This window comes from Streptomyces sp. NPDC005811 (assembly GCF_040630405.1).
GTDB lineage: Bacteria > Actinomycetota > Actinomycetes > Streptomycetales > Streptomycetaceae > Streptomyces.
The window spans coordinates 1-22015 of sequence record NZ_JBEXXK010000058.1; the positions used below are offsets into that span (position 1 = coordinate 1).

A 22015-nucleotide genomic window follows, 5' to 3' on the forward strand; every position below is an offset into this window, starting at 1 on the left:
CCCACGTGGGCGGCCCTCCTGAGCGGCTCCGGACGCGTCGGTCAGAGGGGCGCGCCGGGGTCCCCGGGGCGGATCCGGCCGCGCCAGGCTCCGGTCGCGCCGTCACCGCGCTCGACGTAGTCCTTGAAGCGCCGCAGGTCGCCCTTGACCCGGCGGTCGATCACCCCGAGCATGTCCGCGCCCTTCTCGGCGACACCGGTGGGCTCGACGTCCATGACGAGCTCCACCCGCGTCCGGCCGTCGCCCAGCCGCTGGAAGCGCACCGAACCGCGCTGCTCGCTGTCGCCCCCGACGGATCGCCAGGTGATCCGGTCGTCGGGCATCTGGTCGACGATCTCGGTGTCGAACTCGCGGCGCACCCCGCCGATCTTCGTGACCCAGTGGTTGTGCCGGTCGTCGAGCTGCCTGACCTCCTCGACGCCCTCCATGAAGTTCGGGAAGCGCTCGAACTGGGTCCACTGGTTGTAGGCGGTGCGGACGGGAACCTCCACGTCCACCGATTCCTTGACCGTGCTCATGTGGTCCTCCTCGGTTCGGATGCGTGCCGCCCACCGGGTACCCGGAAGGAGCGGTGCACACGTCGTCGATACCAACCATCTGCACGTGGTCACCTGGTGGGCGGCGCTGCGCCGGGCCGGCCACCCGGTCACCGTGCACGCCGTGTACCGGGCCGTCGGCCTCGCCTCGGACGATCTCGTCGCCCAGCTGCTGGGCGAGAGGACCGCGCGGGAGGAGGACGGGGACCTCGACGCCGCCCACAAGGCGCTGTACGCCCCGTACTTCGAGCGGCTGCACGCGCTGCCGGACGCGGGACGCCTCCTGCGGCGCCTGGCCGCCGACGGCTGGACGGTCGTCCTGGCCACCTCGGCCGGCGACGACGAGCTGTCCGCGCTGCGGCGCGCGATCGACGCGGACGACGCCATCAAGGGGACGGCGAGCGCCGACGACGTCACCCGGGGCAAGCCTGCCCCCGAACCCGTGCAGCGGGCCCTCGAGCTGGCCGGTACCCCGCCGGAGCGGGCGATGTTCGTCGGTGACACGGTGTGGGACATGCGGGCCGGCAGCCGGGCGTGGGTGCGGTGCGTGGGGCTGCTCTGCGGGGGCATCCCCCGCGCGGACCTGGAGGAGGCCGGGGCCGCCGCCGTCTTCGACGACCCGGCGGATCTGCTCGCGTCACTGCCGCAGGGCCCGCGGGGCTGACCTCGGTCTCGCCCGTTACGCCGGCCGCCCCGGGGTACCCGGTGGGGAACCGCGTCCGGCACCCGCCGGACGATCCCCCGAAACCGATCCGCACCCGGAGCAAAGGTGAAGGCACCGATCGCCGACCGCGCCACGACCGACACAGCCGCCCCCCTGCCCGGCCTCCGCTGCTGGGTTCCGCGGGGTGTGTACCGGCCGCAGACCGACTCGCAGCTCCTTCGTCGCGCGTTGCACCGTGAACGGATCGCGCACGGGAGCGACGTCCTGGACCTGGGCACCGGGAGCGGGGTGCTGGCGGTGGAGGCGGCCCGGCTGGGCGGGCGGGTCGTCGCGGTGGACATCTCCTGGCGCGCGGTGCTGGCCGCCCGGTGCAACGCCCTGCTCAACGGCCAGAGCGTGCGGGTACGCCACGGCGACCTGACGTCCCCCGTACGGGGCCGGCGCTTCGACCTGGTGGTCGCCAACCCACCGTACGTGCCCGCGCCGGGCGACAGCCCGCCCCGCGGCGTCGCGCGGGCCTGGGACGCGGGCAGGGACGGCCGTCTGCTCGTCGACCGGGTGTGCGACGCCGTACCGCATGTCCTGCGGTCCGCGGGCACCCTCCTGCTGGTCCATTCCCATCTGTGCGGGGTCGACCGGACCCTGGAGCGGCTGGCCGGGGCGGGTCTGCGCGCGGACGTCGTCGAACGCGCCCGGCTGCCCTTCGGGCCCGTACTGCGCTCCCGGCTCGGCCGGCTGCGCGAGCGCGGGCTGGCGACCGGGGACACCGTGGAGGAGCTGGTGGTGATCCGTGCCGAACATCCCTGAGCGTCCCCGCCGCGTCCGCGTCCAACGGGACGGTCCCCTGCTGGTGGAGGGGCCGGTCGAAGTCGTGGGCGAGGACGGCGAGGTGACGGTCTCGCAGCGGTTCGCGGTGGCGGTCTGCACCTGTCGCCGCAGCCGGATCTTCCCCTGGTGCGACACCAGCCACCGCCGACGCGAGAAGCGCCCGCGGGACGCCGGGGAGCGCGAGGACGGTGACGGCGTATGACGCGCACGCCGGCCCGGCTTCGTCCGCCGCCCCTGCCCGCACCGCGCGGCCCGCTGTCGGCGGCGCTCGTGGCGGCCCTGCGCGGCGAGCGCCGCACGGCCCTCCCGCCGGTCCCCGCGTCCTGCCCGGCGTACGGCGACGATCTGCACCTCGCGCTCTACACCCTCTACGAACTGCACTACCAGGGCTTCGAGGACGTGCCCGACGACACCGAGTGGGACGCCGGGCTGCTGTCCCACCGCGCCGCGCTGGAGGACGTCTTCCTGCGCGCCCTGGTCGAGGACGTGCCGGTGGACGGCACCGCCGCGCGCGCACTGGACGAACTCCAGCGTGAACCCGTCGCGGACGACGGGCACAGCGTCTCGCACCACCTCAGGGACCGGGGCACCCTCGGTCAGTTCCGCGAGTACGCGGCGATCCGCTCGCTCTACCACCTCAAGGAGGCGGACCCGCACGCCTGGGTGATCCCCCGGCTGTACGGGCGGGCCAAGGCGGCCATGGTCGCCGTGGAGTACGACGAGTTCGGCGCGGGCCGCCCGGACGAGATCCACGCGGAGCTGTACGCCGACCTGATGACGGACCTGGGGCTCGACACCGCCTACGGTCACTATGTCGACGCCGCGCCCGCCGAGGCGCTCGCCACCGTCAACCTGATGTCCCTCTTCGGCCTGCACCGGGCCCTGCGGGCGGCGCTGGTCGGGCACTTCGCCGCCGTCGAGGTGACGTCGTCACCCGCTTCGCGCCGGCTCGCCGAGGCCCTGCGCCGGGCGGGGGCGGGCGCGGCCGCCGTACGGTTCTACACCGAGCACGTCGAGGCGGACGCCGTGCACGAGCAGGTCGTCCGGCACGACGTCGTGGGCGGACTGCTGGAGCGTGAACCGGCGCTGGACGCCGACGTGGTGTTCGGGGTCCGGACGACCGCTTATCTGGAGAACCGGCTGGCCGCCCGGCTGCTGGACGCCTGGCGGAACGGAACGACGGCCCTGCGCCCCACCGACGGCAGGCCCGGCGATCCCCGCGCGGACCGGGGCGCCGATCCCCGCGCGGACGGGGGCGCTGTCAGGCGTCGGTAGGGGCTTCTTCGACCGTTCCACGGCGTTCGGCCTCGTCCCTGACGAGTATCGACAGCAGCGCGGCGACGGTCAGGCCGGCCTCCGCCGGATGCCGCAGCACCAGCCGGTCGCCTTCAGAGGCTCACGGACCCCGGCACCCGGGATCTCGAAGCGACCGTTCTGCTCCGCCATCCGGACCTGCTGGAGACCGTCGCGGCCCTGCACCGGCCCCAGCTGATGAAGACACGAGCGCCGACGGCGCCGACCTCGTCCCTCGGCCCCCGTAGTGGGGCCCGCGTCAGAGTGCTCAGTCGCCGAGGTAGGCCTCCGTCTCCCTGACCTCGGCGGGCCGGTGACCACGTCGGCGAGCAGGTCGTCGACGACGCGTGCCGTCGCGGCGGGCGCCTAGGTGCCTCACTGGGGCTGCCGCTCAAGGCGCATAGCCGCGCAGCAGCACCGCGACCGTCTCGTTCAGACCGTCCTCGGTCTCCTCGGGGGAGAGTGCGCCGCTCAGCGCCAGTGCGGTGAGCCCGTGGAGCGCGGCGGTGAGCGGCACCGCGAGGCGGTCGACCGGGCCTGCACGGACCTCGCCGCGTCGCTGGCCGCGCTCGATCAGCTGCGTGCCCAGGGCGGTCAGGCGCTGGGTGGCCGCGGTCAGTTCCCCGGACGCGGTGGACTCGTGCTGGTGGCCGTACATCAGGTCGAGCAGGGCGGCGTTGGCGGTGGCGAAGGTCACGTAGGCGTGTGCGAGGGCGGTGAGCCGGTCGGTGAGGGAGTCGTCGGCCTGGTCCAGCGCCCCGGTCAGCGCGGTGGTGAGACGGGCGTAGCCCTCCAGCGCCAGCGCGTCCAGCAGGGCCTGCCGGCCCTTGAAGTGGTGGCTGGGTGCGCCGGGGCTGACCCCCACCTCCCGGGCGAGTTCCCGCAGCGACAGTCACCACCGAGGACGGCTTCGAGACGCAGTTCGCCACCAACCACCTCGGCCCGTTCGCCCTGACCAACCTGCTGCTGCCGCACGTCACCGACCGTGTCGTGGGACTCCCCTCCAACGCGATGCGCGCCTACAGCCGGTCCAAGCTCGCCACCCTGCTGTTCACCCTCGAACTGCAACGCCGCCTCACCGCCGCGGGCTCCCCCCCCGTGCGCGCCCTCGCCGCCCACCCCGGCTGGGCCAGGACCGATCCGACCGGCAGCGGCGAACGGACCGGCGCCCCCACCCTCGTCGGCCGCTCCGGGGCGGCCGGCGACCCGGACTCCGCCCGCCGCCTGTGGACCCTGTCCGAGGAACTGACCGGCGTCACCTTCCCCGACCGACTGCGCACGGCGACGACCGCTGCCTGACGCGGCCGGCGGGGGTTGCGGATGCGGCGGCGGTCGGGAACCGGCGCCGCGGAGAAGGCGAGCCCGGCCGCGTCCACGACCACCGTGACTCATGGCGCTCGTATGGCGCGTGGCGCGGAATTCGCTCTCTGGCGAGAAGGCGGGCCTCCCGCTCACCCGCCGGGCACCGGCTCCGCCCGGTCGGGTCCGTCCTGGTCGCACCCGTCCTGGTCGGTCTCCTGGAGGACGAGCAGGGCGATGTCGTCGAGGCGCTGCCCGGCCGTGCCGGATTCCTTCAGGACGGTGTCGATGAGCCCGTGCAGGTCCCGGTCGTCGGCTTCGGCGAGATGGTGGGCGAGGCAGGTGATGGAGTCCTCGAGGTCGGCGCCCGGTGCTTCGACCAGCCCGTCGGTGTAGAGGGCCAGCAGCATGCCCTCGCCGAGCGGAATCTCGGTGACGGGGAAGGCGGCTTCCGGGTCGATGCCGAGGAGCGGTCCGGGCGCCACGTCCAGGGGCCGGGTGCCGCCGTCGGGGAGGCGGAGGATCGGTGGCGGGTGGCCGGCGCTGGCGAGGGTGACGCGTCGGCGGGCGAGGTCGAGATGGATGTAGAGGCAGCTGGTGAACAGGTCGGGGTCGAGATCGGTGAGGAGCCGGTTGGTGCGGTCGAGGACCTGGTCGGGGGGTGTGCCGAGGGTCGCGTGGGCGTGGACGGCGGTGCGCACCTGCCCCATCAGGGCGGCCGCGGCGACGTTGTGCCCCTGGACGTCGCCGATGACGGCGGCCACCGCGGTGTCGCCGAGGCGGATCAGGTCGTAGAAGTCCCCGCCGATGTCCATGCCGCGGGTGGCGGGCAGATAGCGCGCGGCGACGCGCAGGCCGTCGATCGTGGGGAGGCTGCGTGGGAGCAGTGCCTGCTGGAGGCCGTGGGCGAGTTCGAGTTTGGTGTCGTAGAGGCGGGCGCGGTCGACGGCCTGGGCGATGAGCCCGGCGAGGGAGGTCAGGACGGCGCGCTCCTCGGCGGTGAACGTGTGGGGGCTGTCGTACGACAGGACGCAGATGCCGACCGGTCGGCCGGAGATGATCAGGGGCAGGAAGGCCCAGGCGTGTTTGCCGCTGACCGTCGGGGCCTCGGGATAGCTGTGCCGCATGTCGTCGACGTCGGCGAAGAACGCGGGGGTGCCGGTGGCGAGGGCCTGCCCGGCCGGGGTGAAGCCGGTGTCGAGCGGGAGGCCGTCGAGGCGGGCGATGGTGTCGGAGGCGTAGCCGCGGTGGCCGGTGATGCGCAGCCGGCCCGCGTCGGCGGTGGACAGGACGAGCCCCTGGGCACCGAAGGCGGGCATGATCTGGTCGGCCACCAGGTCGACGACGTCCTGGACGCCGACGACCTCGGTCAGCGCGGCGGCGAGATGCGTGAGCTGGTACAGCCGGCCGGCGCGGGCCGATGCGTCGGCGGTGCCGGTCCGGCCTGCCGCCGGTGCGGTCGGCTCATGCGTACGGCTGGGAAGGATGCGGGCGCTGATGCCGCTGTCGTCCGGGTAGAGGTGGAAGTCGAGCCACTGGTCCGGCGGGCGGCAGGCGGTGAACGCGACGGGCTGGCGGCCGATCAGCGCGGCGCGGTAGCGGTCCTCGTGGAGGGGGACGTCGAGCCAGCGCAGGGACTGCCATGGCAGCGTGCCCAGCAGGTGGGCCGCCTCGCGGCCCAGGAGCTCGGCGGCGCCGGAGCTGACGTAGGTGAAGCGCCCCTCCAGGTCCAGCGCGCAGCTGCCGCCGGGCAGACGCTCGACGAAGTCGGCGACGGCCAGCGCCTGGGGCGCGGATCGGTGGCCGGCGCCGAGGGGAACGGCCCGCGGTCGCTCGCGACGGGGGAAGCCGGGCTGTTCGGCGGCCTCCTCCAGCAGCCGGGCCAGACGGCCGCAGCTGGACAGGATGTTGCCGCGCTCGCGCGGGGTCATGTGGGAGGGGCGTGTGGCCGGCCACATCAGCAGCAGGGTCCCCCACCGCCGGACGCCGGTGACGGGCGCGGCCGCCAGCGCCAAGGGGTAGGGAAGGACCATCGCGGTGCGCGAATAGGAGCGGGCCATCTCCTCCTGGCTGCCGACCCACACCATCCGTTCCTCGCGCACGGCCTCGGCCACGGGTGCCGGGGACGCGAGCGGGACTCTCGTCCAGGGTGCGGCGAACTCGACCGGGGCCCCGCACACCGCCTCCAGGTTCAGCAGCGCTTCGTCCGGAGCGAGCAGGTACAGGGCCCCGATGGACGCTCCCGTCCGGCGTACCGTCTCCGCGAACGCGGCATCCAGCGCGTCGGTCCCCGCCCCCGGATCGGCCCTACCGGTCATGCCCTCTGCTCCTCTCGGGGCCCGGCTCCGGCGTCGGTCGCGGCGCACGCCCGGGGCGGTCAGGAGGCGGCTCCGGCGGGAGCCACGACGCGTGGGTCGCGGCCCGTCGTGGACGGCCGGAGATCTCCAGACTAGTCGCGCCCCCGGTGGTCGGGGCATCGACTCGGCCCCGACCTCCCGCCGACTTGGCATTGCACATGACAATCCGGGCGTACGCCGCGCGCGGCGGCCGTGACTCCCGTAGGGTCGCAGTGCCGAGCGACGAGGAGTGCTCATGTCAGGACAGTTCGAGGCGACGGTCGAGGTGGACCGGCCCATCGCGGAGGTGTTCGACTACCTCGCCGACGGGCGCAACGACCCCCAGTTCAGTCCCCGGGTGCTCAGGATCGACCGGATCCCGGAAGGCCCGACCGCGGTGGGCACGGTCTTCCGGTCCACCGTCAAGGACGCCGGGATGAAGACCGCGCGCGAGTTCCGGATCACGGCCCTCGACGCCCCCGTACGGCTCCGGTGGGCCGAGGTCTCGAAGAACAGCGTGACGGCGAGCGAAGGCGGCTACGACCTGACGCCGTTGCCGGACGGCGGCACCCGCGTCCGGATCCACAACGTCCTGGAGGGCCACGGGCTGGGCAAGCTCCTCGTCGGCCTGGCGCTGGCCGCGGCCCGCAAGGACGCCGACGCGTTCGGCCACCGGATCAAGACCGCGGCCGAGGCGGCGATCGCTCCCTCCCCCTGACGGTCCCCACGTCACGTCCCGCACGGTACGTCCCCCACGGCCACCATATTGCTTAAGTCAGGCAATAACTTACTATGGCGGCCAGACGGACGGACCGCTCCGCTCTACCGCGGCAGTACGGAATCCCATGGCCCAGCTCGACACGAAGCCACCGGCACCGCGGCGTGGCGGCCGGGACGTCCTGATCGTGGCGCGCGAGTCGGGCGAGACCGACCTGCTCACCACGACGCTCCAGCTGGCCGGTTACACGGTCGCCGACCTGGTGGGCACCGGGGCGGAGGGCCTCGCACGGATCATGCGTCGCCGGTTCGACCTGGTCGTCTGGGACGCCACACTGCCGGATCTGAAGGAACTGGCCCGGGGCCCCCGCCCCCTGTCGGACGATGTGCCGCCCCTGCTGTATCTGATCACGTGCGACTACCTGCACACCCTGCTCCCCGTGCTCGGCAGACGCACGGAGGACTACGTCACCAAGCCCGTACGCGCCACAGAGGTACTGGCGCGGGCCGAGGTCCTGCTCCGGAACCGGCGTCCCGCGAGCGACGGGCAGGCCTCCCGCTACGCCGATCTGGTCATCGACGATCACCTCCGCCAGGCACGGCGCGGTCCCCGGCCACTCGGACTCACGCCGGCCGAGTACCGCCTCCTGCGGCACCTGTTGGCCAACGTGGAGTGCGTGGTGTCGAAGGAGCAGATCAGCCTGCACGTCTGGGGTGACCTCCGCGCGAGCGAGGCCATCGAGAAGCTCGTCTCGCGCCTGCGGCGCAAGGTGAACCTGGACGACCCCGCACTGATCCACACGAGCCGGGGTTTCGGGTACTGGCTCGGGAGTTCGCGCGGCTGACATCCCGGCCGACGCGAGGGAAGTGACGCCGGTCACGTCCGGGAAATGTCCGGAAGCCGTCCGGGAGGTGTCCGGTCGCCTTGCTTTCCTGTGTGCCTCACACACGCGGCTTCAGCAGGGAGTTGTTCATGACGACCGTAGGCATGGTCACCGGCGCCGGACGAGGAATGGGAGAGGCCTGCGCGGTGCGGCTCGCCGACATGGTGGACGTGCTGCTGCTCGTCGACCGGGACGCGGCGAGCGTGGAGAAGGTCGCCGAGGGCCTCGACGCGGCGGGCCACCGCGCGGCCGCCGAGCCCTTCGCGCTCGACGTCACCGACCGCGACGGGCTGGCCCGGCTCGCCGACCGCACCGCCGGGGCGGGGACGCTGCGGGCCGTCGCCCACGCGGCCGGGATCTCGCCGACGATGGCCGACTGGCGCCGTATCTTCGAGGTCGACCTCGTCGGCACCGCCCTGCTGGCCGAGGCGCTGCGCCCGCTGGCCACCGAGGGCACCGCGCACGTGTACTTCTCCTCGATGTCGCCGTTGCTGGCGGGCGTCGACCCCGACCCGGCCGTCGGCGCGATCCTGGACGAGCCGCTGCGCGAGGACTTCCTCGACCGGATGCGCGAGGCCGTCGGGCCGGGCATCGAGCAGTCCACGCTGGCCTATCCGTGGGCCAAGCACGGCGTGGCCCGGTTCGCGCGCAAGGAGGCGGTGCGGCTGGGGCCGGTCGGGGCCCGGGTGTGCTCGCTCGCGCCGGGCATCATCGACACCCCGCAGGGCCGGCAGGAGGCGGCGCGGCAGACGTCGATGCAGCGGCTCGTCGAGGCGACCCCGCTCGGCCGCACCGGCCGCTCCGAGGAGATCGCGTCCGTCGTCGCCTTCATGCTCTCGGACGAGGCGAGCTTCCTGAACGGCATCGACGTCCTCGTCGACGGCGGGGTGTGCGCCGCCGTACGCGACCGGTGACGTGGACGGAGCCGGACCGCGCCCGGCCCCTCCCCCGTCGTCAGTCTCCGAAGTAGCGCGTCAGGACGGAGAGCGCGCTCCCGAGCGACTCCGCCAGGGCGTCTCCCCACGGCAGTACACCCGACCTACACCACCAGCGACATCGCCTTCCGGGTCAACAACGGCAAGGGCCTCAAGGACCTGCAAATGTCATGATTCAGGCATGAAGGAGATTGAATCAGCCGAATGAGGTCATCGAGAGAGCGATGAGTCACTCCGCCAGGTCACGATGCCTTCGGTACGGGACATGTCGATCGGGCGAGGAGGACGCATGGGCAAGCAGGTCAAGTGCGGGTCGACCCAGACCAAGACCGGGAAACGGTGCCAGAATCCGGCCATGATCGGCTATTCCCGCTGCCAGTTGCACCGAGGCGAGTGGACTCCCCCGCAGACGAAGAAGACCAAGAAGCGCTGACCCCGCGCGCCGCCCGCACGTCCTGCCCCCTGGTCAGCCGCCCTGGTCAGCGGCCCTGGTTCGGGCGCCGGCGGGGGCCCTGGCCGGGGCGGTGGGACCGGCGTGCGGGTGCGGGGCGGTCCTCGGGTCCGGCGGTGGGTGAGGAGAAGCCTCCCGGGACAACGGGCCGCGCAGGGGCCGGAACCGGTCCGGTGGCCTGCTCGGTCTGGTGGTGGGGGCGGGCGGCGCGGGCGACGACGGTGGCGTGCGGGATGAGCGGCGCGCACATCGTGCAGACCTCCTCCACGCTCCAGACCTGGCCCACGGTGACGTCGTGACGGAGGATCATCACCACGGTGCCCGCGCAGCGCACCCGGCTCTCGTGGGGTGCGCACTCCGTCGAACCGCAGTGGCACCGGGCGTTGGGACGCACCGTGGCCGCCTTCGCGTGCGCGGCGGCGTGCTGGGCGGCGAAGGAGCGCAACGACGCGAGGTCCTTGGACCGCTGCGGCATCCGGCATGCCGTGGTGCTGCACGTGAGCGTGGCGGAGCGGTCGCCGTGCCCGGTGAGGCGCACGGTCCAGGCGCGCCCGGGCACCCGCTCGGCTGAGGAATCGGTGGAGGCTGTCGTCACGGCACGGCTACCCGTTCTGATCGATCGATGTGTCGGTCCACTATGCGCTACCCGGCCGCCCGACGGACAGCGGGTCGCCCTTGCCCACATCACGCTCCCGATGCGCGCAGGATGGACCCAACTCACCGACCACCGACCACCGACCACCGACCACCGACCACCGAGGGAGTACGTCATGCGAGAGTTCCTGGTCGAGATCACCACCACCGTCCCCGACGGCACCCCCCAGGACGAGGTGGACCGGCTGCGGGCCGCGGAGGCGGTGCGGGCCGGCGAGCTGGCCCGCACCGGTCACCTGGCCCGGCTCTGGCGTCCCGTGGGCGAGTTGCGCAGCATCGGCGTGTGGCGGGCCGCCGACGAGGAGGAGCTCCACGAGAAGGTGCTCGGCACGCTGCCGCTGCGACCGTGGATGAGCCTCACCGTCACCCCGCTGGAGTCCCACCCCAACGATCCGGGCCGCCTCGACGGCACCCGTTGACGGCGTCGGCTCCGCTGCCGAAGCCGACGCCTCGCACCCAGGGCGGCGCACTGCTCAGTCCTGGGCCCGCTCCACAGGGAGCCACAGCTCGGCGTCCGCCTCCGTCCCGTCCGGGGACAGCTGTGTGCGCAGGATCTCCGGGCCGGGGCGGCTGCGGTACGGGTTGGACGGGAACCACTGGGTGAACACGTCCCGCCACAGCTCCTGGATGGCCTGCGGCGCCGGTCCTGACGTGGTGAAGACCGCCCAGGTACCGGCCGGGACGGGGAGGGTCGCGGCGCCCTCGGGGGCGGCGGCGGAGGTGATCACCCCTTGGTAGTAGTCCAGCTCGGTGCCTTCGGCGCGGCTGGGGTCCAGGTCGTCGCAGACCGCGACGATGCCCCGCGGCTCCTGGTCCGACAGTTTCGCCAGCTGTTCCAGCCGCTGCCGGCCGATCCCGCGGACGAAGTCGATGATGGCCTGGTTCGGTCCGCTGTGCACCAGCGGAACCCGGGCCCGGGGCCCGACGACGGTGAAGTCCGGCCTGTCCACCACGCGATAGCGCATACTGCTGCTCCCTTCGACGGTGAGACGGAAGGACAACCGGGGCTGGGAGACGAGCGCGGCGCCGGTGCGCCGGGCCTCACCCGGTCCCACGCCGTGCATGGCCCGGAACGCCCGGGCGAACGCCTCGCCCGAGCCGTAGCCGTAGCGCACCGCGATCTCCAGCAGGGACTCCCGGCCCGCGAGCACCTCGGCGCCCGCGACGGTGAGCCGGCGCCGCCGGACGTACTCCGAAAGCGGCATGCCCGCGAGCGCGGAGAACATCCGGCGCAGGTGGTACTCCGAGGTGGCCGCGACGCGCGCCAGTTCGGTCACGTCGACCTGCCGGTCGAGGTGCCCCTCGATGTCCTCCATGGCCTGGTTGAGCCGCTCCAGCACGTCCGGTCCCCTTCCCTTTTCCCGATCACCACAGTAGGAAGCGGGCTCCCTCCCCGACCCGACATCCTGTGCCCGATCGGATCAGGTGGGGTCGCCCTCCCCGGGCGGAGGGGACGCAGGGGCGGTCAGCAGGGACAGATGGGCGAGGTCCCCGGGCGGGGGTGTCGTCACCGACCACAGCGGTGCGGGGGAACCGTCGGCGATCGCGGCCGGGGCGTCGGTCAGGTTCATCCGCTCGCGCAGACGGCCGTAGAAGTCCATCGGGCCGAGCCGTACCGCCCGCAGGCGGCGCGGGGCGGCGTACACACCGATCCAGTCCCCCGGGTCGAGCACGCCCCGCAGCTGGCCGTCGATGCTGACCGCGGCCGGGCCCGACCGGTCCAGGAGACGCAACCCGACGGGCTCGTCGGGCGCGGTGACGACCGACCGGTCGAAGGCCATGTGCGGGGCGACCGGCGTGAAGACGAGGGCCTCCGCGCGGGGCGAGACGACGGGCCCGCCCGCGGCGAAGCTGTAGGCCGTCGAACCGGTCGGGGTGGCGACGAGCAGCGCGTCGGCCGAGTAGGAGGCCAGGAGCCTGCCGGAGACATAGACCCCGACCGACACCTGCCGGTCCCGGACCAGCTTCTCCAGGACGACGTCGTTGAGCGCGGTGACGTCCAGCGGGATGCCCCAGTCCTTGTCGACCTCGCAGTCCTGCCGCACCTGCGGGGGCGGCAGGAGCGGCCCCCTGCCGTACGCGAGGAGGGATTCCATGTGCGCCGGCACCTCCAGCCTGCGCGAGGCGCGCAGGGCGAGCAGCATGCGGCTGTCGATGCCGAACCGGTCCTCGCGCACCGCGTCCAGTGCCGAGTGCACCGCGGCGGCCGACACCTCCGTCAGGAAGCCCACCCGGCCCAGATCGACGCCCAGGACCAGGGAGCCGTTCTGGGCGGCGAGGCGTGCGCCGCGCAGGAAGGTGCCGTCGCCGCCCAGGGTCACCACGAGGTCGGGGTCGCCTCCCGCCGCGACCTCCTCGCGGGCGCTGCGCCGTCCGCCGTCGTGCCATACGTCGATGTCCGTGCACCCCACGCCGTGCTCCCCGCACCAGGCGCGGACCAGCCCGGCCGCCGCGACGGCCTCGGGGCGTCCACCGTGCACGACCAGGCCCAGCCGGTTCACTGTCACATCCGCCTCCGGACGGTCGCGGGTCACCGCACGGCGGCCCCGGTACGCAGCACTCCGTGCCCCTCTCCTCGATGGTGGCGCGGGTTCAGGCGGCTCGCAGGCCCGCCGCGAGGTCGGTGAGCAGATCGTCGACGCCTTAGGGACCGACGAGGCCGCGTACGTCGCCGATGGTCGCGACATGGCTGAACAGCCGGAGCCCTTCCACGAACCGCCCGCCCGCCTCCAGGCCGGCGTAGTGCACCCGGGTGACCTGGGGAGTGTTCCTCCAGCTCCAGGCCCTGGAGGAACAGGGTCGGAGAAGGCGTCCCAGAACGACAGCCCGTCGTACGTCGGATACGGACGGGTCGGTCCGGGCCACCGGCCGGCATCGGCGCCGAAGTCGAAGTGCCCGCCGTCCACGACGGCGCCGCCGACAGCGGTGCCGTGTTCCAGGGGGCGCAGCAGGTACGGGGTGAGCGCGGTGTTGTCGCGGGCGACGGCCTCGATGTCGAGGACGTTGCCGCGCGGGTTGCCGAGGGTCTCGCCGAAGAAGGCCTGCGTGGTCGGCCGTACCGCGTCGTACGAGGCGCCGAAGTCGGCGAACGTGTGCTTCAGGAGGGTGCGGGTGCGGTCCTCGGCGACGGCCGTGGTCGGGTTGGACAGCCGGGTGTAGGCGTGGGTCGTGAGGTCGGCGAGTGCGAAGGCCTCCGCGGCCTGCCGGGTGTCCCGGAAGACATAGCTCGTCGCCGGGTGGATCGGTGTCGCGCGTGCGCCGGCGTGCACATGGCAGGCCTCGAAGGCCCAACGGTCGTGGGTCATCGGCCGGCCTCCTGCCGGGCCAGGACATCGGACCACCAGCGCTCGGCGAGGCGCGGGCCGAGGAAGGAGGGGAGGGAGTAGCGGTGGACGCCGGCGCGGGGCTGACCACGCGGTGCCGTGTCGCCCTCGGATGACCCTGGGTGGCGATCTCCAGCATCTCGCCGATGTTGCACACGAAGGCGTCCGGCACTGCTGGAGCAGGGCGAGATAGCCGTAGTCCTTGTGTGCGCCGACGCCCTGCTCGGCGTCCTCGGTGGCCCGCGGCGGCGAGGGCACGGAGCACCGCACGGCTCACCCGCAGGGCCTCCGCCTGCCGGCGCAGCACGAGGATGTCGATCTGCTCGCGCCAGTCGGCGGCGCCCGCCGTGTACTCCGTCCCGGTGCGCGTGTAGCCGCGGAACTGCGGCGAGTCGAGGTTCTCGATCTCCAGCCGCTGTTCCTCGGGCAGGGCGGCGGGGACGCCGTGGCCGGTGACCTGGAGGAAGCCCACCTCGTGGGCGGCGGAACGGAGTTCGGCGAGGAAGCCGTCGCGGTCGGTGTCCGGGGCGCGGAGGCGGGAGATGCCGATGACGGGCAGGGTTGTGGGCTGGGCCATGGGGTTCCTTCGCGCGGGACGGACCGGGCGGTCTCCGTGGCCGGATCACAGCACGCCCGCGAACGCCTGCCGGGACGAGCCCGGGCGCGTACACATGACTGCAAAGAAGCTGTCACACCCGGGCCGGAATGCGGGTTCGACCGGTGTCCGTTCTGACTGGCATGACGGTGGGAGTGACGTTCGACGCAACCGACGCGCCCAACCAGGTCGACGCGACCGTGCGACTCGCCCGGGCGGCCGCGGCCGCGGCCGCCGGTCTGCGGTCGGCCTGGTTCGGGCAGGCCTTCGGCGCCGACTCGCCCCTGCTCGCGGCGATCGTGGGCCGCGAGGTGCCCGGACTGCAGGTGGGGACCTCGGCGATCCCCGTCTTCGGCCGGCATCCGCTGCTCGTCTCCAGCCAGGCCCAGACCGCCCAGGCCGCCACGCACGGCCGCTACCACCTCGGTCTGGCGCTGGGCACGAAACTGCTGACGGAGACCGGGTTCGGCCTGCCCTTCGAACGGCCCGTCGCCCGGCTGCGTGAATTCCTCACCGCGCTACGGCAGTTGACCGAGACCGGCACGGCCGACTTCCGAGGTGAACGGGATCCTGCCCCATCTCGCCGGACCGCGGACCACATCGTTCCCGCCCTGACCGCCGCGGCCGAGGCCGCGGGCCACCGAGAACCTCGCCTTCTACGAAGGGATCCCGTCCTACGCGCGGGTCATCGAGCTCTCCGGCGGCCGACGGGCCGCCGACCTGGCCGTGATCGGCGACGAGAGGGCGATCGAGGCCGAGGTGCGGCGCTACCGCGACGCCGGGGCCACCGAGGTCGTGTTCTCGGGCACCGACCTCGCGGGAGATGCGGACCGCCGGCGCACCTGGGAACTCCTGGGCGCACTGGCCGGCTGAGGCTCCCGTCCGGCCGGACGAACCCCTGTACCCACCCCTGCGCGAGGCTGAGCCTCGCCCACCGAAGGAGGACACATGACGACGGAAGCGACCGCGGCGGACCTGCACGCCTTCACCGAGCGCTGGCTGGACTGGTACCGCGCCCAGGAGGCCCGGCTCGCCGACCCGCACGGATTCCTGGCGATCACGGGCCTGCACTGGCTGGACGACCGGCCGCAGCGTTTCCCCGACGCTCCCGGCGCCTGGCACACCGGCCCCGACGGGGTCGTCGTACACCTCGACGAAGGGGAGGAACTGCTGGTCGCCGGGGAGCCCGTGCGCGGCGAACACCGCTTCGGCGTCCTGCCCGAGCGCGGCGGCGTCGACGCGGTCTGGGGAGACGCCGTGATCGAGGTCGCCAAGCGGGGCGGCCACGACATCGTGCGCCCCAGGCACCCGGACGCACCGCTGCGCACGGCCTTCACCGGGACGCCCGCCTACGCGCCCGACCCGCGCTGGGCCGTGCCGGGCCGGTACGTCCCCTTCGACACGCCCCGGCCGACCACCGTGGGCGCCGCGGTCGAGGGACTGGAGCATGTGTACGACGCTCCGGGAAGGGTCGAGTTCGAGCTGGACGGGCACCGGCTGTCCCTGACCGCGTTCCCGGGACGGGGTGCGGGACAGCTGACGGTGCTGTTCACCGACGCGACCTCCGGTGTCACCACGTACGCCGCCAACCGCGTGCTGGCGGTCGAGGCGCCCGCCGCCGACGGCACGGTCGTCCTGGACTTCAATCGCGCGGCGAATCTTCCGTGCGCCTACACGGACCTCGCCACCTGCCCACTGCCGCCGGCCGAGAACCGGCTGCCGGTGGCGATCGAGGCCGGACAGAAACTCCCTCGCGAGCGCGGCGGTGCCTGAGCGGTTCCGCCATTGACGTACGACAAGTCCGCTCCGTACGATCACGAATGGCATCGAGTGTCAGCGTCAAGCCCTGGCTTGCTGACCGGCAACCCTCCCGCGCGGTGGGGTGCTCCAGGTGAAAGCCCGGCGGGATCACCGATGATCCCCGCAAGCGCGTGGCCCCTTCGGCGGGCCGGAGACGGGGAGGACGAGTATGCGGCACAGCGGTGAGCTCGCTGCCTCCTTCGCCGTCGCCACGGTGTTCTCCCGGCTCTCCCGTCGGCGCCACATCGATCTGAAGCGCTCGACCAGCTGCCTCTGTCAGGCCTGACGGGCCTGCCCGCCGCCTGATCGCCTTCCACACTCCCCCTTTTCCCGCTTCCCCCTTTTCTCGTTTTTCTCGCTGACCCCTGTCTGCCCAGCGCTCCCCGGGGGCCGCACGCCCCTGCGCGGGACCGTGCCCGGTACGGCACCCCCATGCCTGGTGACACGAGTAGGAGAACCCTCCGTGAACGCACTTCCCGACGTCAGATCCTCCCGCTGGGCGGCCCTGACCGCCCTGGTGACCAGCGGCGTCCTCCTGACCGCCTGCGGATCGGGCACCGACGGCTCCGGCTCCGGCGACGGCCCGGCGAAGTCCGGCGGCACCCTGACCTTCGCGGTGGGGTCGGACGCCGGCTGCGTGGATCCGCAGCAGGTCGGCAGCAACGACACCATCTACTCGGTACGCCAGCTCGTGGACTCCCTGACGGACCAGGACCCCAAGACCGGCAAGATCGTGCCGTGGCTGGCGAAGAGCTGGGACATCAGCTCCGACACCACCACGTTCACCTTCCATCTGAGGTCGGGCGTCACCTTCAGCGACGGGTCGAAGCTGACCGCGCAGGTCGTCAAGGACAACTTCGACGCCGTACCGAAGCTCGGCGCCCTCGGGACCCTGGCCCAGGGCTATCTGAGCGGTGTCAAGAGCACTGCCGTGGTCGACCCGCTCACCGTCAAGGTGACGTTCGCCCAGCCCAACGCCCAGTTCCTGCAAGCCACTTCCACACATTCGCTGGGCATCGAGTCGTCGGCGAGCGTGCGGAGGACCCCGCAGCAGAAGTGCAGCGACGGCGTGATCGGGTCCGGGCCCTTCGTGCTGAAGCAGTATGTGCAGAACCAGTCGATCACCCTGGCCAGGCGCACCGGGTACGCCTGGGGTTCCTCGCGGTGGAGCAAGAAGGGCGAGGCCTATCTCGACAAGCTGGTGTTCAAGGTCGTTCCGGAGGCGGGCGTACGGGCCGGCAGTCTCCAGTCCGGCCAGGTGGACGCGATCGGCAGCGTCGGCAAGGCCAACGAGGCCGCGCTGAAGGGCGGTCAGGTCACGCTCCAGCGGCGGGCCAACCCCGGTGTGGTGTTCGGTCTCGGGCTGAACAACTCCAAGCCCGCCCTGAAGGACGCGCGGGTGCGCCGGGCGATCCTGCTCGCCGTCGACCGGCAGCAGATCGCCGACACCGTGTTCCCGACCGGCACCCGGGCGGCGACCAGCGTCCTCGCCCACACCACGCCCGACTACACCGACCTCTCCGCCGACCTGCCCCTGGACGCGGCCAAGGCCAAGTCCCTGCTGGACGCGGCCGGTTGGAAGACGGGCAGTGACGGCATCCGCACCAAGGGCGGGAAGAAGCTCAGTCTGACCGTCACCTGGATCCCCAACGCGGCCACCAACCAGCCCGCGTTGGAGCTGATCCAGCAGCAGCTCAAGGCGGTCGGCGTCCAGATCACCCTCAGGCAGCTCCAGATCACCCAGCTCGCGCCGACCCTCCAGTCGGGCGACTACGACGCGTCCTGGGGGAACATCACCCGCGCCGACCCGGACATCCTGCGCAGCAACTTCTCCACGAAGCTCGCCAACTTCTACCGCGTCCCGGCCGGCGCCCTGGACACCGCACTGACCGCGCAGGCGGCCACCGCGGACACCGCCAAGCGTAAGCAACTGGTCGGCGAGGCACAGCAGTTGATCGTGCAGAACGCCTACTACATACCGGTGGTGGAGCTCCAGAGCCAGCTGGGCGTCGCGCAGAAGGTGCACGATCTGGACTTCGACGCCTCCAGCCGGATCCAGCTGCACGACACCTGGATCGGCTAGCCCGTGCGCCGCTATGTGATCAAACGGCTCGCCCAGGCGGCCGGGGTGCTGTGGGCGGCCTACACGGTGTCGTTCCTGGTCCTCGACTATCTGCCGGGCGACCCCGTGACGGCGATGGCCGGTGCCGGAATGGACGCGGGGCAGATCGACCCAAGGCAGATCGCCGCGCTGCGGCACGAGTACGGCTTCGACAAACCGGTGCTCGCGCAGTACGCCGACTACCTCGGCCGGGCGGTGCGCGGGGACTTCGGGGACTCGGTCGCCACCGGCCGGCCGGTCACCTCGACCCTGGCCGACGCGTTGCCGCAGACCCTTCAGCTGACCGGTGCGGCGCTGCTGCTCGCGGTGGTCCTCGGCGGCGGTCTGGCGGTGGCGGCGACCTTCACCTCCCGGCGGTGGCTGCGGCAGTTCCTGCTGTCGCTGCCCCCGCTGGGGGTGTCCGTCCCCACGTTCTGGGTGGGACTGCTGCTCGTCGAGGCGTTCTCCTTCCGGCTGCGCTGGTTCCCGGCGTTCGGCAACGACGGGTTCCAGGGGCTGGTGCTGCCGGCCCTGACCCTGGCGGTGCCGACCGGCGCGCAGATCGCCCAGGTGCTCGCCAAGAGTCTGCTCACCGCGCTGGACCAGGCGTATGTGGAGACCGCGCGGGCCAAGGGCGCCGGCCGGTGGCGGGTCCATCTGCGGCACGCGCTGCGCAACGCGTCCCTGCCGGCGCTGACGGTCGTCGGCCTGCTGGTGGGGCAGCTGATCGCCGGTTCGGTGGTCGTGGAGACGGTGTTCTCCCGGGACGGCCTCGGCCGGGTGACCGCGGCGGCGGTCACCGCGCAGGACATCCCGCTGGTCCAGGGGGTGGTGGTGTTCGGGGCGCTCATCTTCGTGACGACGAACCTGGTCATCGATCTGGTCTATCCGCTGCTGGACCCGCGGATCGTGGTGGCCTCGGACAGAAGGGCGAGCTTCGCATGAGCCAGAGCCTTGTCGACGTCGATGCCGAGGGCGGGAACGGAGGCGCCGGCGACCCGGCCGAGGCAGCCGCCAAGGCCGCCGGCGACGCGACCCGGCCGACGGACGGCACGGGGACCGGTCCCGGAGCGGGGCGCCGCGCCAACGTACGGCGGCTGCTGCGGTTCCTGCTGCGCCGCCCCGGTCTGCTGCTGTCGGTCGCCGTCCTCGTGCTGGTGGTGCTGGCCTCGTTCCGGCCGGGGCTGTTCACCTCGCAGGATCCGCTGCAGGGCGTGCCGACAGAGAACTTCCGCGGGCCGAGCGGCGCGCACTGGTTCGGCACGGACGAGCTGGGACGCGATGTGTTCTCGCGCGTGGTGCACGGCGCCCAGCTCTCCCTGAAGGCCACGCTGATCGCGGTGGCGGTGGCGTTCGTGGTCGGCGGCCTGCTCGGCGTGGTCGCCGGTTTCGTGGGCCGCTGGGTGGACGACGTGCTGATGCGCTGTGTGGACGTCCTGCTGTCCATCCCCGCGCTGTTCCTGTCATTGGCGCTCGTCACCGCGCTCGGCTACGGGACGGTGAAGGTGGCCGTCGCGGTCGGCATCGCCAGTGTCGCCTCCTTCGCCCGCGTGGCCCGCGCCGAGGTGCTGCGGGTGCGTCAGGCGCTGTTCGTCGAGGCCTCGCGTTCCTGCGGGGCCCGCTGGTACTCGGTGCTGGGCCGGCATGTGCTGCCCAACGCGGCGGGCCCGGTGGTCGTCCTCGCGACCCTCGACTTCGGCGCCGCCATCCTCGCCGTGTCGGCGCTGAGCTTCCTCGGCTACGGGGCGCCCCCGCCGGCCCCCGAGTGGGGCACGTTGATCTCCGACGGCCGCAACTACCTCGCCAACGCCTGGTGGCTGACCGCGCTGCCCGGGCTGGCGATCGCCGCGACCGTCCTGGCCACCAACCGCGTCGCCCGGGCGCTGGACGGCGAATGGTCCCGGCAGCGATGACCGACGAACCCGAAACCGGTGAACACGTGACCACACCCCTGCTGGAGATCCGCGGCCTGTCCGTGTCGTACCGCACCCGGAACGGCCCGGTCGCGGCCGTACGGGGCGTGGACCTCGACGTCCGGCCCGGCCAGGTGACGGCCGTGGTCGGCGAGTCCGGCTCCGGCAAGAGCACGACCGCGCACGCGATCACCCGGCTGCTGCCGGGCAACGGCGGCATCGACGCGGGCACGGTCCGCTTCGGCCGCCACGATCTGGCCTCCCTGTCGGAGCCGGAGCTGCGCGCGGTGCGCGGGAGACGGATCGGACTGGTCCCCCAGGACCCGACCGTGTCGCTCAACCCGGTCAAGCGGGTCGGCGACCAGGTCGCCGAGGTGCTGCGCATCCACGGACTGGCGACCCGCCGCTCGGCCCCCGCCGAGGCGATCGGCGTCCTGGACCGGGCCGGGCTGCCCGACGCGGCCGTCCGGGCCCGGCAGTACCCGCACGAGCTGTCCGGCGGAATGCGGCAGCGCGTCCTGATCGCCATCGCCATCGCCGCGCAGCCCGAACTGATCATCGCCGACGAACCGACCAGCGCGCTCGACGTGACCGTGCAGCGGGTCATCCTCGATCACCTCCAGCGGCTCACCGAGGAGTCGGGCACCGCGATCCTGCTGGTGACCCATGACCTCGGGGTGGCCGCCGACCGGGCGAAGGACCTCGTGGTCATGTCGCAGGGCCGGGTCGTCGAGGCGGGCCCCACCCGCGACATCCTCGCCGACCCCCGGCACGCGTACACCCGGAAGCTGCTGGCCGCCGCCCCCAGCATGACCACCGTCCGCCCCCGCACGACCGCTCCCGCTCCCGCTCCGAGGACGGACCCGGCCCCCCTGGTCGACGTACGCCACCTGGTCAAGGAGTTCCGGCTGCCCCGCACCGCGGAGGGACCCCGGACCCTGCGCGCGGTCGACGACGTCAGTCTCACCCTCCACCGCGGCCGGACCCTCGCCCTGGTCGGCGAGTCGGGCTCGGGCAAGTCCACCACCGCCCGGCTGGTGCTCCGGCTCACCGACGCGACCTCCGGACAGATCCTGTTCGACGGCACCGACATCACCACCGCCCGGGGCGCCCGCGCCCGGGAGCTCCGCCGCCGCGCCCAGCTCGTCTACCAGAATCCCTACGCGTCCCTCGACCCCCGCTTCTCCGTCGGCGAGGTGATCACCGAGCCGCTGCGCGCCTTCGGGGTCGGCGACCGGGCCTCCCGGCTCGCCCGTGCCCGTGAACTCCTCGACCGGGTGGCGCTCCCCGGGGCCACGCTGGAGCGCCGGCCCGCCGAGCTGTCCGGCGGCCAGCGGCAGCGTGTGGCGATCGCCCGCGCCCTCGCCCTCTCCCCCGACCTGGTGGTCTGCGACGAGCCGGTCTCCGCCCTCGACGTGTCGGTGCAGGCCCAGGTCCTGGACCTGCTGACCGAGTTGCAGGCGGACACGGGGGTGGCGTACCTGTTCGTCTCCCACGACCTGGCCGTCGTACGCCATATCGCGCACCAGGTGGCCGTCATGTGGGCCGGCCGCGTCGTCGAGACGGGCCCGCCGGAGGAGCTCTTCACCCGCCCCCGCCACGCGTACACCCGCGCGCTGCTCGCGGCGATCCCGGGCGGTCGCGTCCCCTCGCCCGCCGCCGAGATCACGACAAGCTGAGGACCAG

Annotated in this window: 21 protein-coding genes, 5 pseudogenes and 1 riboswitch; of the genes and pseudogenes, 17 read left to right on the top strand and 9 right to left on the bottom strand. The window is 73.0% G+C overall.

Annotation, left to right across the window (positions count from 1 at the left end; all coding sequences use genetic code 11):
- Positions 1 to 41: 41 nt before the first annotated feature.
- Positions 42 to 518: an SRPBCC family protein gene (locus ABZ490_RS41950; protein WP_359002855.1), complete on the bottom strand. Its 477-nt coding sequence runs from the start codon at positions 516 to 518 to the stop codon at positions 42 to 44.
- Between the two features lie 19 nt (positions 519 to 537).
- Between ABZ490_RS41950 and ABZ490_RS41955 the strand changes: the two genes are divergently transcribed.
- The 4 genes from ABZ490_RS41955 to ABZ490_RS41970 all read left to right on the top strand — a co-directional run bounded on the left by ABZ490_RS41955 (position 538) and on the right by ABZ490_RS41970 (position 3303).
- A complete protein-coding gene (locus ABZ490_RS41955; protein ID WP_359002857.1) occupies positions 538 to 1200 on the top strand; it encodes an HAD family hydrolase in 663 nt (220 codons plus the stop codon).
- A 153-nt stretch (positions 1201 to 1353) separates the two neighbouring features.
- Complete coding sequence (locus ABZ490_RS41960; protein ID WP_359002983.1) at positions 1354 to 2007, top strand: HemK2/MTQ2 family protein methyltransferase; 654 nt, start codon at positions 1354 to 1356, stop codon at positions 2005 to 2007.
- On the top strand, positions 1991 to 2230 hold the full coding sequence (locus tag ABZ490_RS41965) for a CDGSH iron-sulfur domain-containing protein (protein ID WP_359002859.1): 240 nt from the start codon (positions 1991 to 1993) through the stop codon (positions 2228 to 2230). The genes ABZ490_RS41960 and ABZ490_RS41965 overlap by 17 nt, the downstream gene beginning before the upstream one ends.
- Positions 2227 to 3303, top strand: coding sequence for an iron-containing redox enzyme family protein (locus ABZ490_RS41970; RefSeq protein ID WP_359002861.1), 1077 nt, complete (start codon positions 2227 to 2229; stop codon positions 3301 to 3303). Before ABZ490_RS41965 ends, ABZ490_RS41970 begins: the two co-directional genes overlap by 4 nt.
- Here the strand turns inward: ABZ490_RS41970 and ABZ490_RS41975 are convergent.
- A pseudogene (locus tag ABZ490_RS41975) lies at positions 3290 to 3403 on the bottom strand (ArsR family transcriptional regulator); the annotation flags it as partial. The gene ABZ490_RS41970 and the pseudogene ABZ490_RS41975 overlap by 14 nt on opposite strands.
- Positions 3404 to 3712: 309 nt before the next feature.
- The gene (locus tag ABZ490_RS41980) at positions 3713 to 4213 is read right to left on the bottom strand and encodes a TetR/AcrR family transcriptional regulator (RefSeq protein ID WP_359002985.1); all 501 of its coding nucleotides are present in this window, start codon (positions 4211 to 4213) and stop codon (positions 3713 to 3715) included.
- Positions 4214 to 4218: 5 nt separating this feature from the next.
- Between ABZ490_RS41980 and ABZ490_RS41985 the strand changes: the two are divergent.
- Positions 4219 to 4620 (top strand): annotated as a pseudogene (locus ABZ490_RS41985) (oxidoreductase); the annotation flags it as partial.
- A 152-nt stretch (positions 4621 to 4772) separates the two neighbouring features.
- On the opposite strand, the gene ABZ490_RS41990 reads toward ABZ490_RS41985, so the two are convergent.
- Positions 4773 to 6938 (bottom strand): SpoIIE family protein phosphatase, encoded by a 2166-nt coding sequence (locus tag ABZ490_RS41990; RefSeq protein WP_359002863.1) that lies wholly within the window; start codon positions 6936 to 6938, stop codon positions 4773 to 4775.
- A gap of 274 nt (positions 6939 to 7212) precedes the next feature.
- On the opposite strand from ABZ490_RS41990, the gene ABZ490_RS41995 reads away from it, so the two are divergent.
- The 4 genes from ABZ490_RS41995 (at position 7213) to ABZ490_RS42010 (ending at position 9925) form a co-directional block, all read left to right on the top strand.
- Positions 7213 to 7674 carry an SRPBCC family protein gene (locus tag ABZ490_RS41995; RefSeq protein WP_359002865.1) on the top strand — a complete coding sequence of 154 codons (462 nt, stop codon included), beginning with the start codon at positions 7213 to 7215 and terminating at the stop codon, positions 7672 to 7674.
- A 127-nt stretch (positions 7675 to 7801) separates the two neighbouring features.
- Positions 7802 to 8518, top strand: coding sequence for a response regulator transcription factor (locus ABZ490_RS42000; RefSeq protein WP_359002867.1), 717 nt, complete (start codon positions 7802 to 7804; stop codon positions 8516 to 8518).
- A gap of 128 nt (positions 8519 to 8646) precedes the next feature.
- Positions 8647 to 9471 (top strand): SDR family oxidoreductase, encoded by an 825-nt coding sequence (locus ABZ490_RS42005; RefSeq protein ID WP_359002869.1) that lies wholly within the window; start codon positions 8647 to 8649, stop codon positions 9469 to 9471.
- Positions 9472 to 9781: 310 nt separating this feature from the next.
- Complete coding sequence (locus ABZ490_RS42010; protein WP_359002871.1) at positions 9782 to 9925, top strand: HGGxSTG domain-containing protein; 144 nt, start codon at positions 9782 to 9784, stop codon at positions 9923 to 9925.
- Between the two features lie 46 nt (positions 9926 to 9971).
- Here ABZ490_RS42010 and ABZ490_RS42015 read toward each other — a convergent pair whose 3' ends face one another.
- The gene (locus ABZ490_RS42015; protein WP_359002873.1) at positions 9972 to 10538 is read right to left on the bottom strand and encodes a hypothetical protein; all 567 of its coding nucleotides are present in this window, start codon (positions 10536 to 10538) and stop codon (positions 9972 to 9974) included.
- Between the two features lie 175 nt (positions 10539 to 10713).
- Between ABZ490_RS42015 and ABZ490_RS42020 the strand changes: the two genes are divergently transcribed.
- Positions 10714 to 11016 carry a muconolactone Delta-isomerase family protein gene (locus ABZ490_RS42020; protein WP_359002875.1) on the top strand — a complete coding sequence of 101 codons (303 nt, stop codon included), beginning with the start codon at positions 10714 to 10716 and terminating at the stop codon, positions 11014 to 11016.
- A 54-nt stretch (positions 11017 to 11070) separates the two neighbouring features.
- Here ABZ490_RS42020 and ABZ490_RS42025 read toward each other — a convergent pair whose 3' ends face one another.
- The 4 genes and pseudogenes from ABZ490_RS42025 to ABZ490_RS42040 all read right to left on the bottom strand — a co-directional run.
- Positions 11071 to 11937 (bottom strand): AraC family transcriptional regulator, encoded by an 867-nt coding sequence (locus ABZ490_RS42025; RefSeq protein ID WP_359002877.1) that lies wholly within the window; start codon positions 11935 to 11937, stop codon positions 11071 to 11073.
- Between the two features lie 81 nt (positions 11938 to 12018).
- Positions 12019 to 13104, bottom strand: coding sequence for an NAD(+)/NADH kinase (locus ABZ490_RS42030; protein ID WP_359002879.1), 1086 nt, complete (start codon positions 13102 to 13104; stop codon positions 12019 to 12021).
- A gap of 136 nt (positions 13105 to 13240) precedes the next feature.
- Positions 13241 to 13902: pseudogene (locus tag ABZ490_RS42035) on the bottom strand (hypothetical protein).
- Positions 13903 to 14281: 379 nt separating this feature from the next.
- Positions 14282 to 14497 (bottom strand): annotated as a pseudogene (locus tag ABZ490_RS42040) (2-oxoglutarate and iron-dependent oxygenase domain-containing protein); the annotation flags it as partial.
- A 161-nt stretch (positions 14498 to 14658) separates the two neighbouring features.
- Between ABZ490_RS42040 and ABZ490_RS42045 the strand changes: the two are divergent.
- From ABZ490_RS42045 to ABZ490_RS42075, 7 genes and pseudogenes are all read left to right on the top strand, one after another.
- A pseudogene (locus ABZ490_RS42045) lies at positions 14659 to 15388 on the top strand (LLM class flavin-dependent oxidoreductase).
- A gap of 75 nt (positions 15389 to 15463) precedes the next feature.
- Complete coding sequence (locus tag ABZ490_RS42050) at positions 15464 to 16288, top strand: DUF1684 domain-containing protein (protein WP_359002881.1); 825 nt, start codon at positions 15464 to 15466, stop codon at positions 16286 to 16288.
- Between the two features lie 49 nt (positions 16289 to 16337).
- A riboswitch (SAM riboswitch) is annotated at positions 16338 to 16451 on the top strand.
- Between the two features lie 33 nt (positions 16452 to 16484).
- A complete protein-coding gene (locus tag ABZ490_RS42055; RefSeq protein WP_359002883.1) occupies positions 16485 to 16601 on the top strand; it encodes a putative leader peptide in 117 nt (38 codons plus the stop codon).
- Positions 16602 to 16778: 177 nt separating this feature from the next.
- Positions 16779 to 18398, top strand: coding sequence for an ABC transporter substrate-binding protein (locus ABZ490_RS42060; protein ID WP_359002885.1), 1620 nt, complete (start codon positions 16779 to 16781; stop codon positions 18396 to 18398).
- Between the two features lie 3 nt (positions 18399 to 18401).
- Positions 18402 to 19361: an ABC transporter permease gene (locus ABZ490_RS42065; RefSeq protein WP_359002887.1), complete on the top strand. Its 960-nt coding sequence runs from the start codon at positions 18402 to 18404 to the stop codon at positions 19359 to 19361.
- Positions 19358 to 20329, top strand: a complete 972-nt coding sequence (locus ABZ490_RS42070; RefSeq protein ID WP_359002889.1) for an ABC transporter permease — start codon at positions 19358 to 19360, stop codon at positions 20327 to 20329. The genes ABZ490_RS42065 and ABZ490_RS42070 overlap by 4 nt, the downstream gene beginning before the upstream one ends.
- Positions 20311 to 22008 (top strand): ABC transporter ATP-binding protein, encoded by a 1698-nt coding sequence (locus tag ABZ490_RS42075; RefSeq protein WP_359002891.1) that lies wholly within the window; start codon positions 20311 to 20313, stop codon positions 22006 to 22008. Before ABZ490_RS42070 ends, ABZ490_RS42075 begins: the two co-directional genes overlap by 19 nt.
- Positions 22009 to 22015 lie beyond the last annotated feature (7 nt).

Coding starts and splice junctions, on each gene's coding strand:
- ABZ490_RS41950 (WP_359002855.1), bottom strand. CDS start 518: ATGAGCACGGTCAAGGAATCGGTGGACGTGGAGGTTCCCGTCCGCACC.
- ABZ490_RS41955 (WP_359002857.1), top strand. CDS start 538: ATGCGTGCCGCCCACCGGGTACCCGGAAGGAGCGGTGCACACGTCGTC.
- ABZ490_RS41970 (WP_359002861.1), top strand. CDS start 2,227: ATGACGCGCACGCCGGCCCGGCTTCGTCCGCCGCCCCTGCCCGCACCG.
- ABZ490_RS41990 (WP_359002863.1), bottom strand. CDS start 6,938: ATGACCGGTAGGGCCGATCCGGGGGCGGGGACCGACGCGCTGGATGCC.
- ABZ490_RS41995 (WP_359002865.1), top strand. CDS start 7,213: ATGTCAGGACAGTTCGAGGCGACGGTCGAGGTGGACCGGCCCATCGCG.
- ABZ490_RS42000 (WP_359002867.1), top strand. CDS start 7,802: ATGGCCCAGCTCGACACGAAGCCACCGGCACCGCGGCGTGGCGGCCGG.
- ABZ490_RS42005 (WP_359002869.1), top strand. CDS start 8,647: ATGACGACCGTAGGCATGGTCACCGGCGCCGGACGAGGAATGGGAGAG.
- ABZ490_RS42010 (WP_359002871.1), top strand. CDS start 9,782: ATGGGCAAGCAGGTCAAGTGCGGGTCGACCCAGACCAAGACCGGGAAA.
- ABZ490_RS42020 (WP_359002875.1), top strand. CDS start 10,714: ATGCGAGAGTTCCTGGTCGAGATCACCACCACCGTCCCCGACGGCACC.
- ABZ490_RS42050 (WP_359002881.1), top strand. CDS start 15,464: ATGACGACGGAAGCGACCGCGGCGGACCTGCACGCCTTCACCGAGCGC.
- ABZ490_RS42055 (WP_359002883.1), top strand. CDS start 16,485: ATGCGGCACAGCGGTGAGCTCGCTGCCTCCTTCGCCGTCGCCACGGTG.
- ABZ490_RS42070 (WP_359002889.1), top strand. CDS start 19,358: ATGAGCCAGAGCCTTGTCGACGTCGATGCCGAGGGCGGGAACGGAGGC.
- ABZ490_RS42075 (WP_359002891.1), top strand. CDS start 20,311: ATGGTCCCGGCAGCGATGACCGACGAACCCGAAACCGGTGAACACGTG.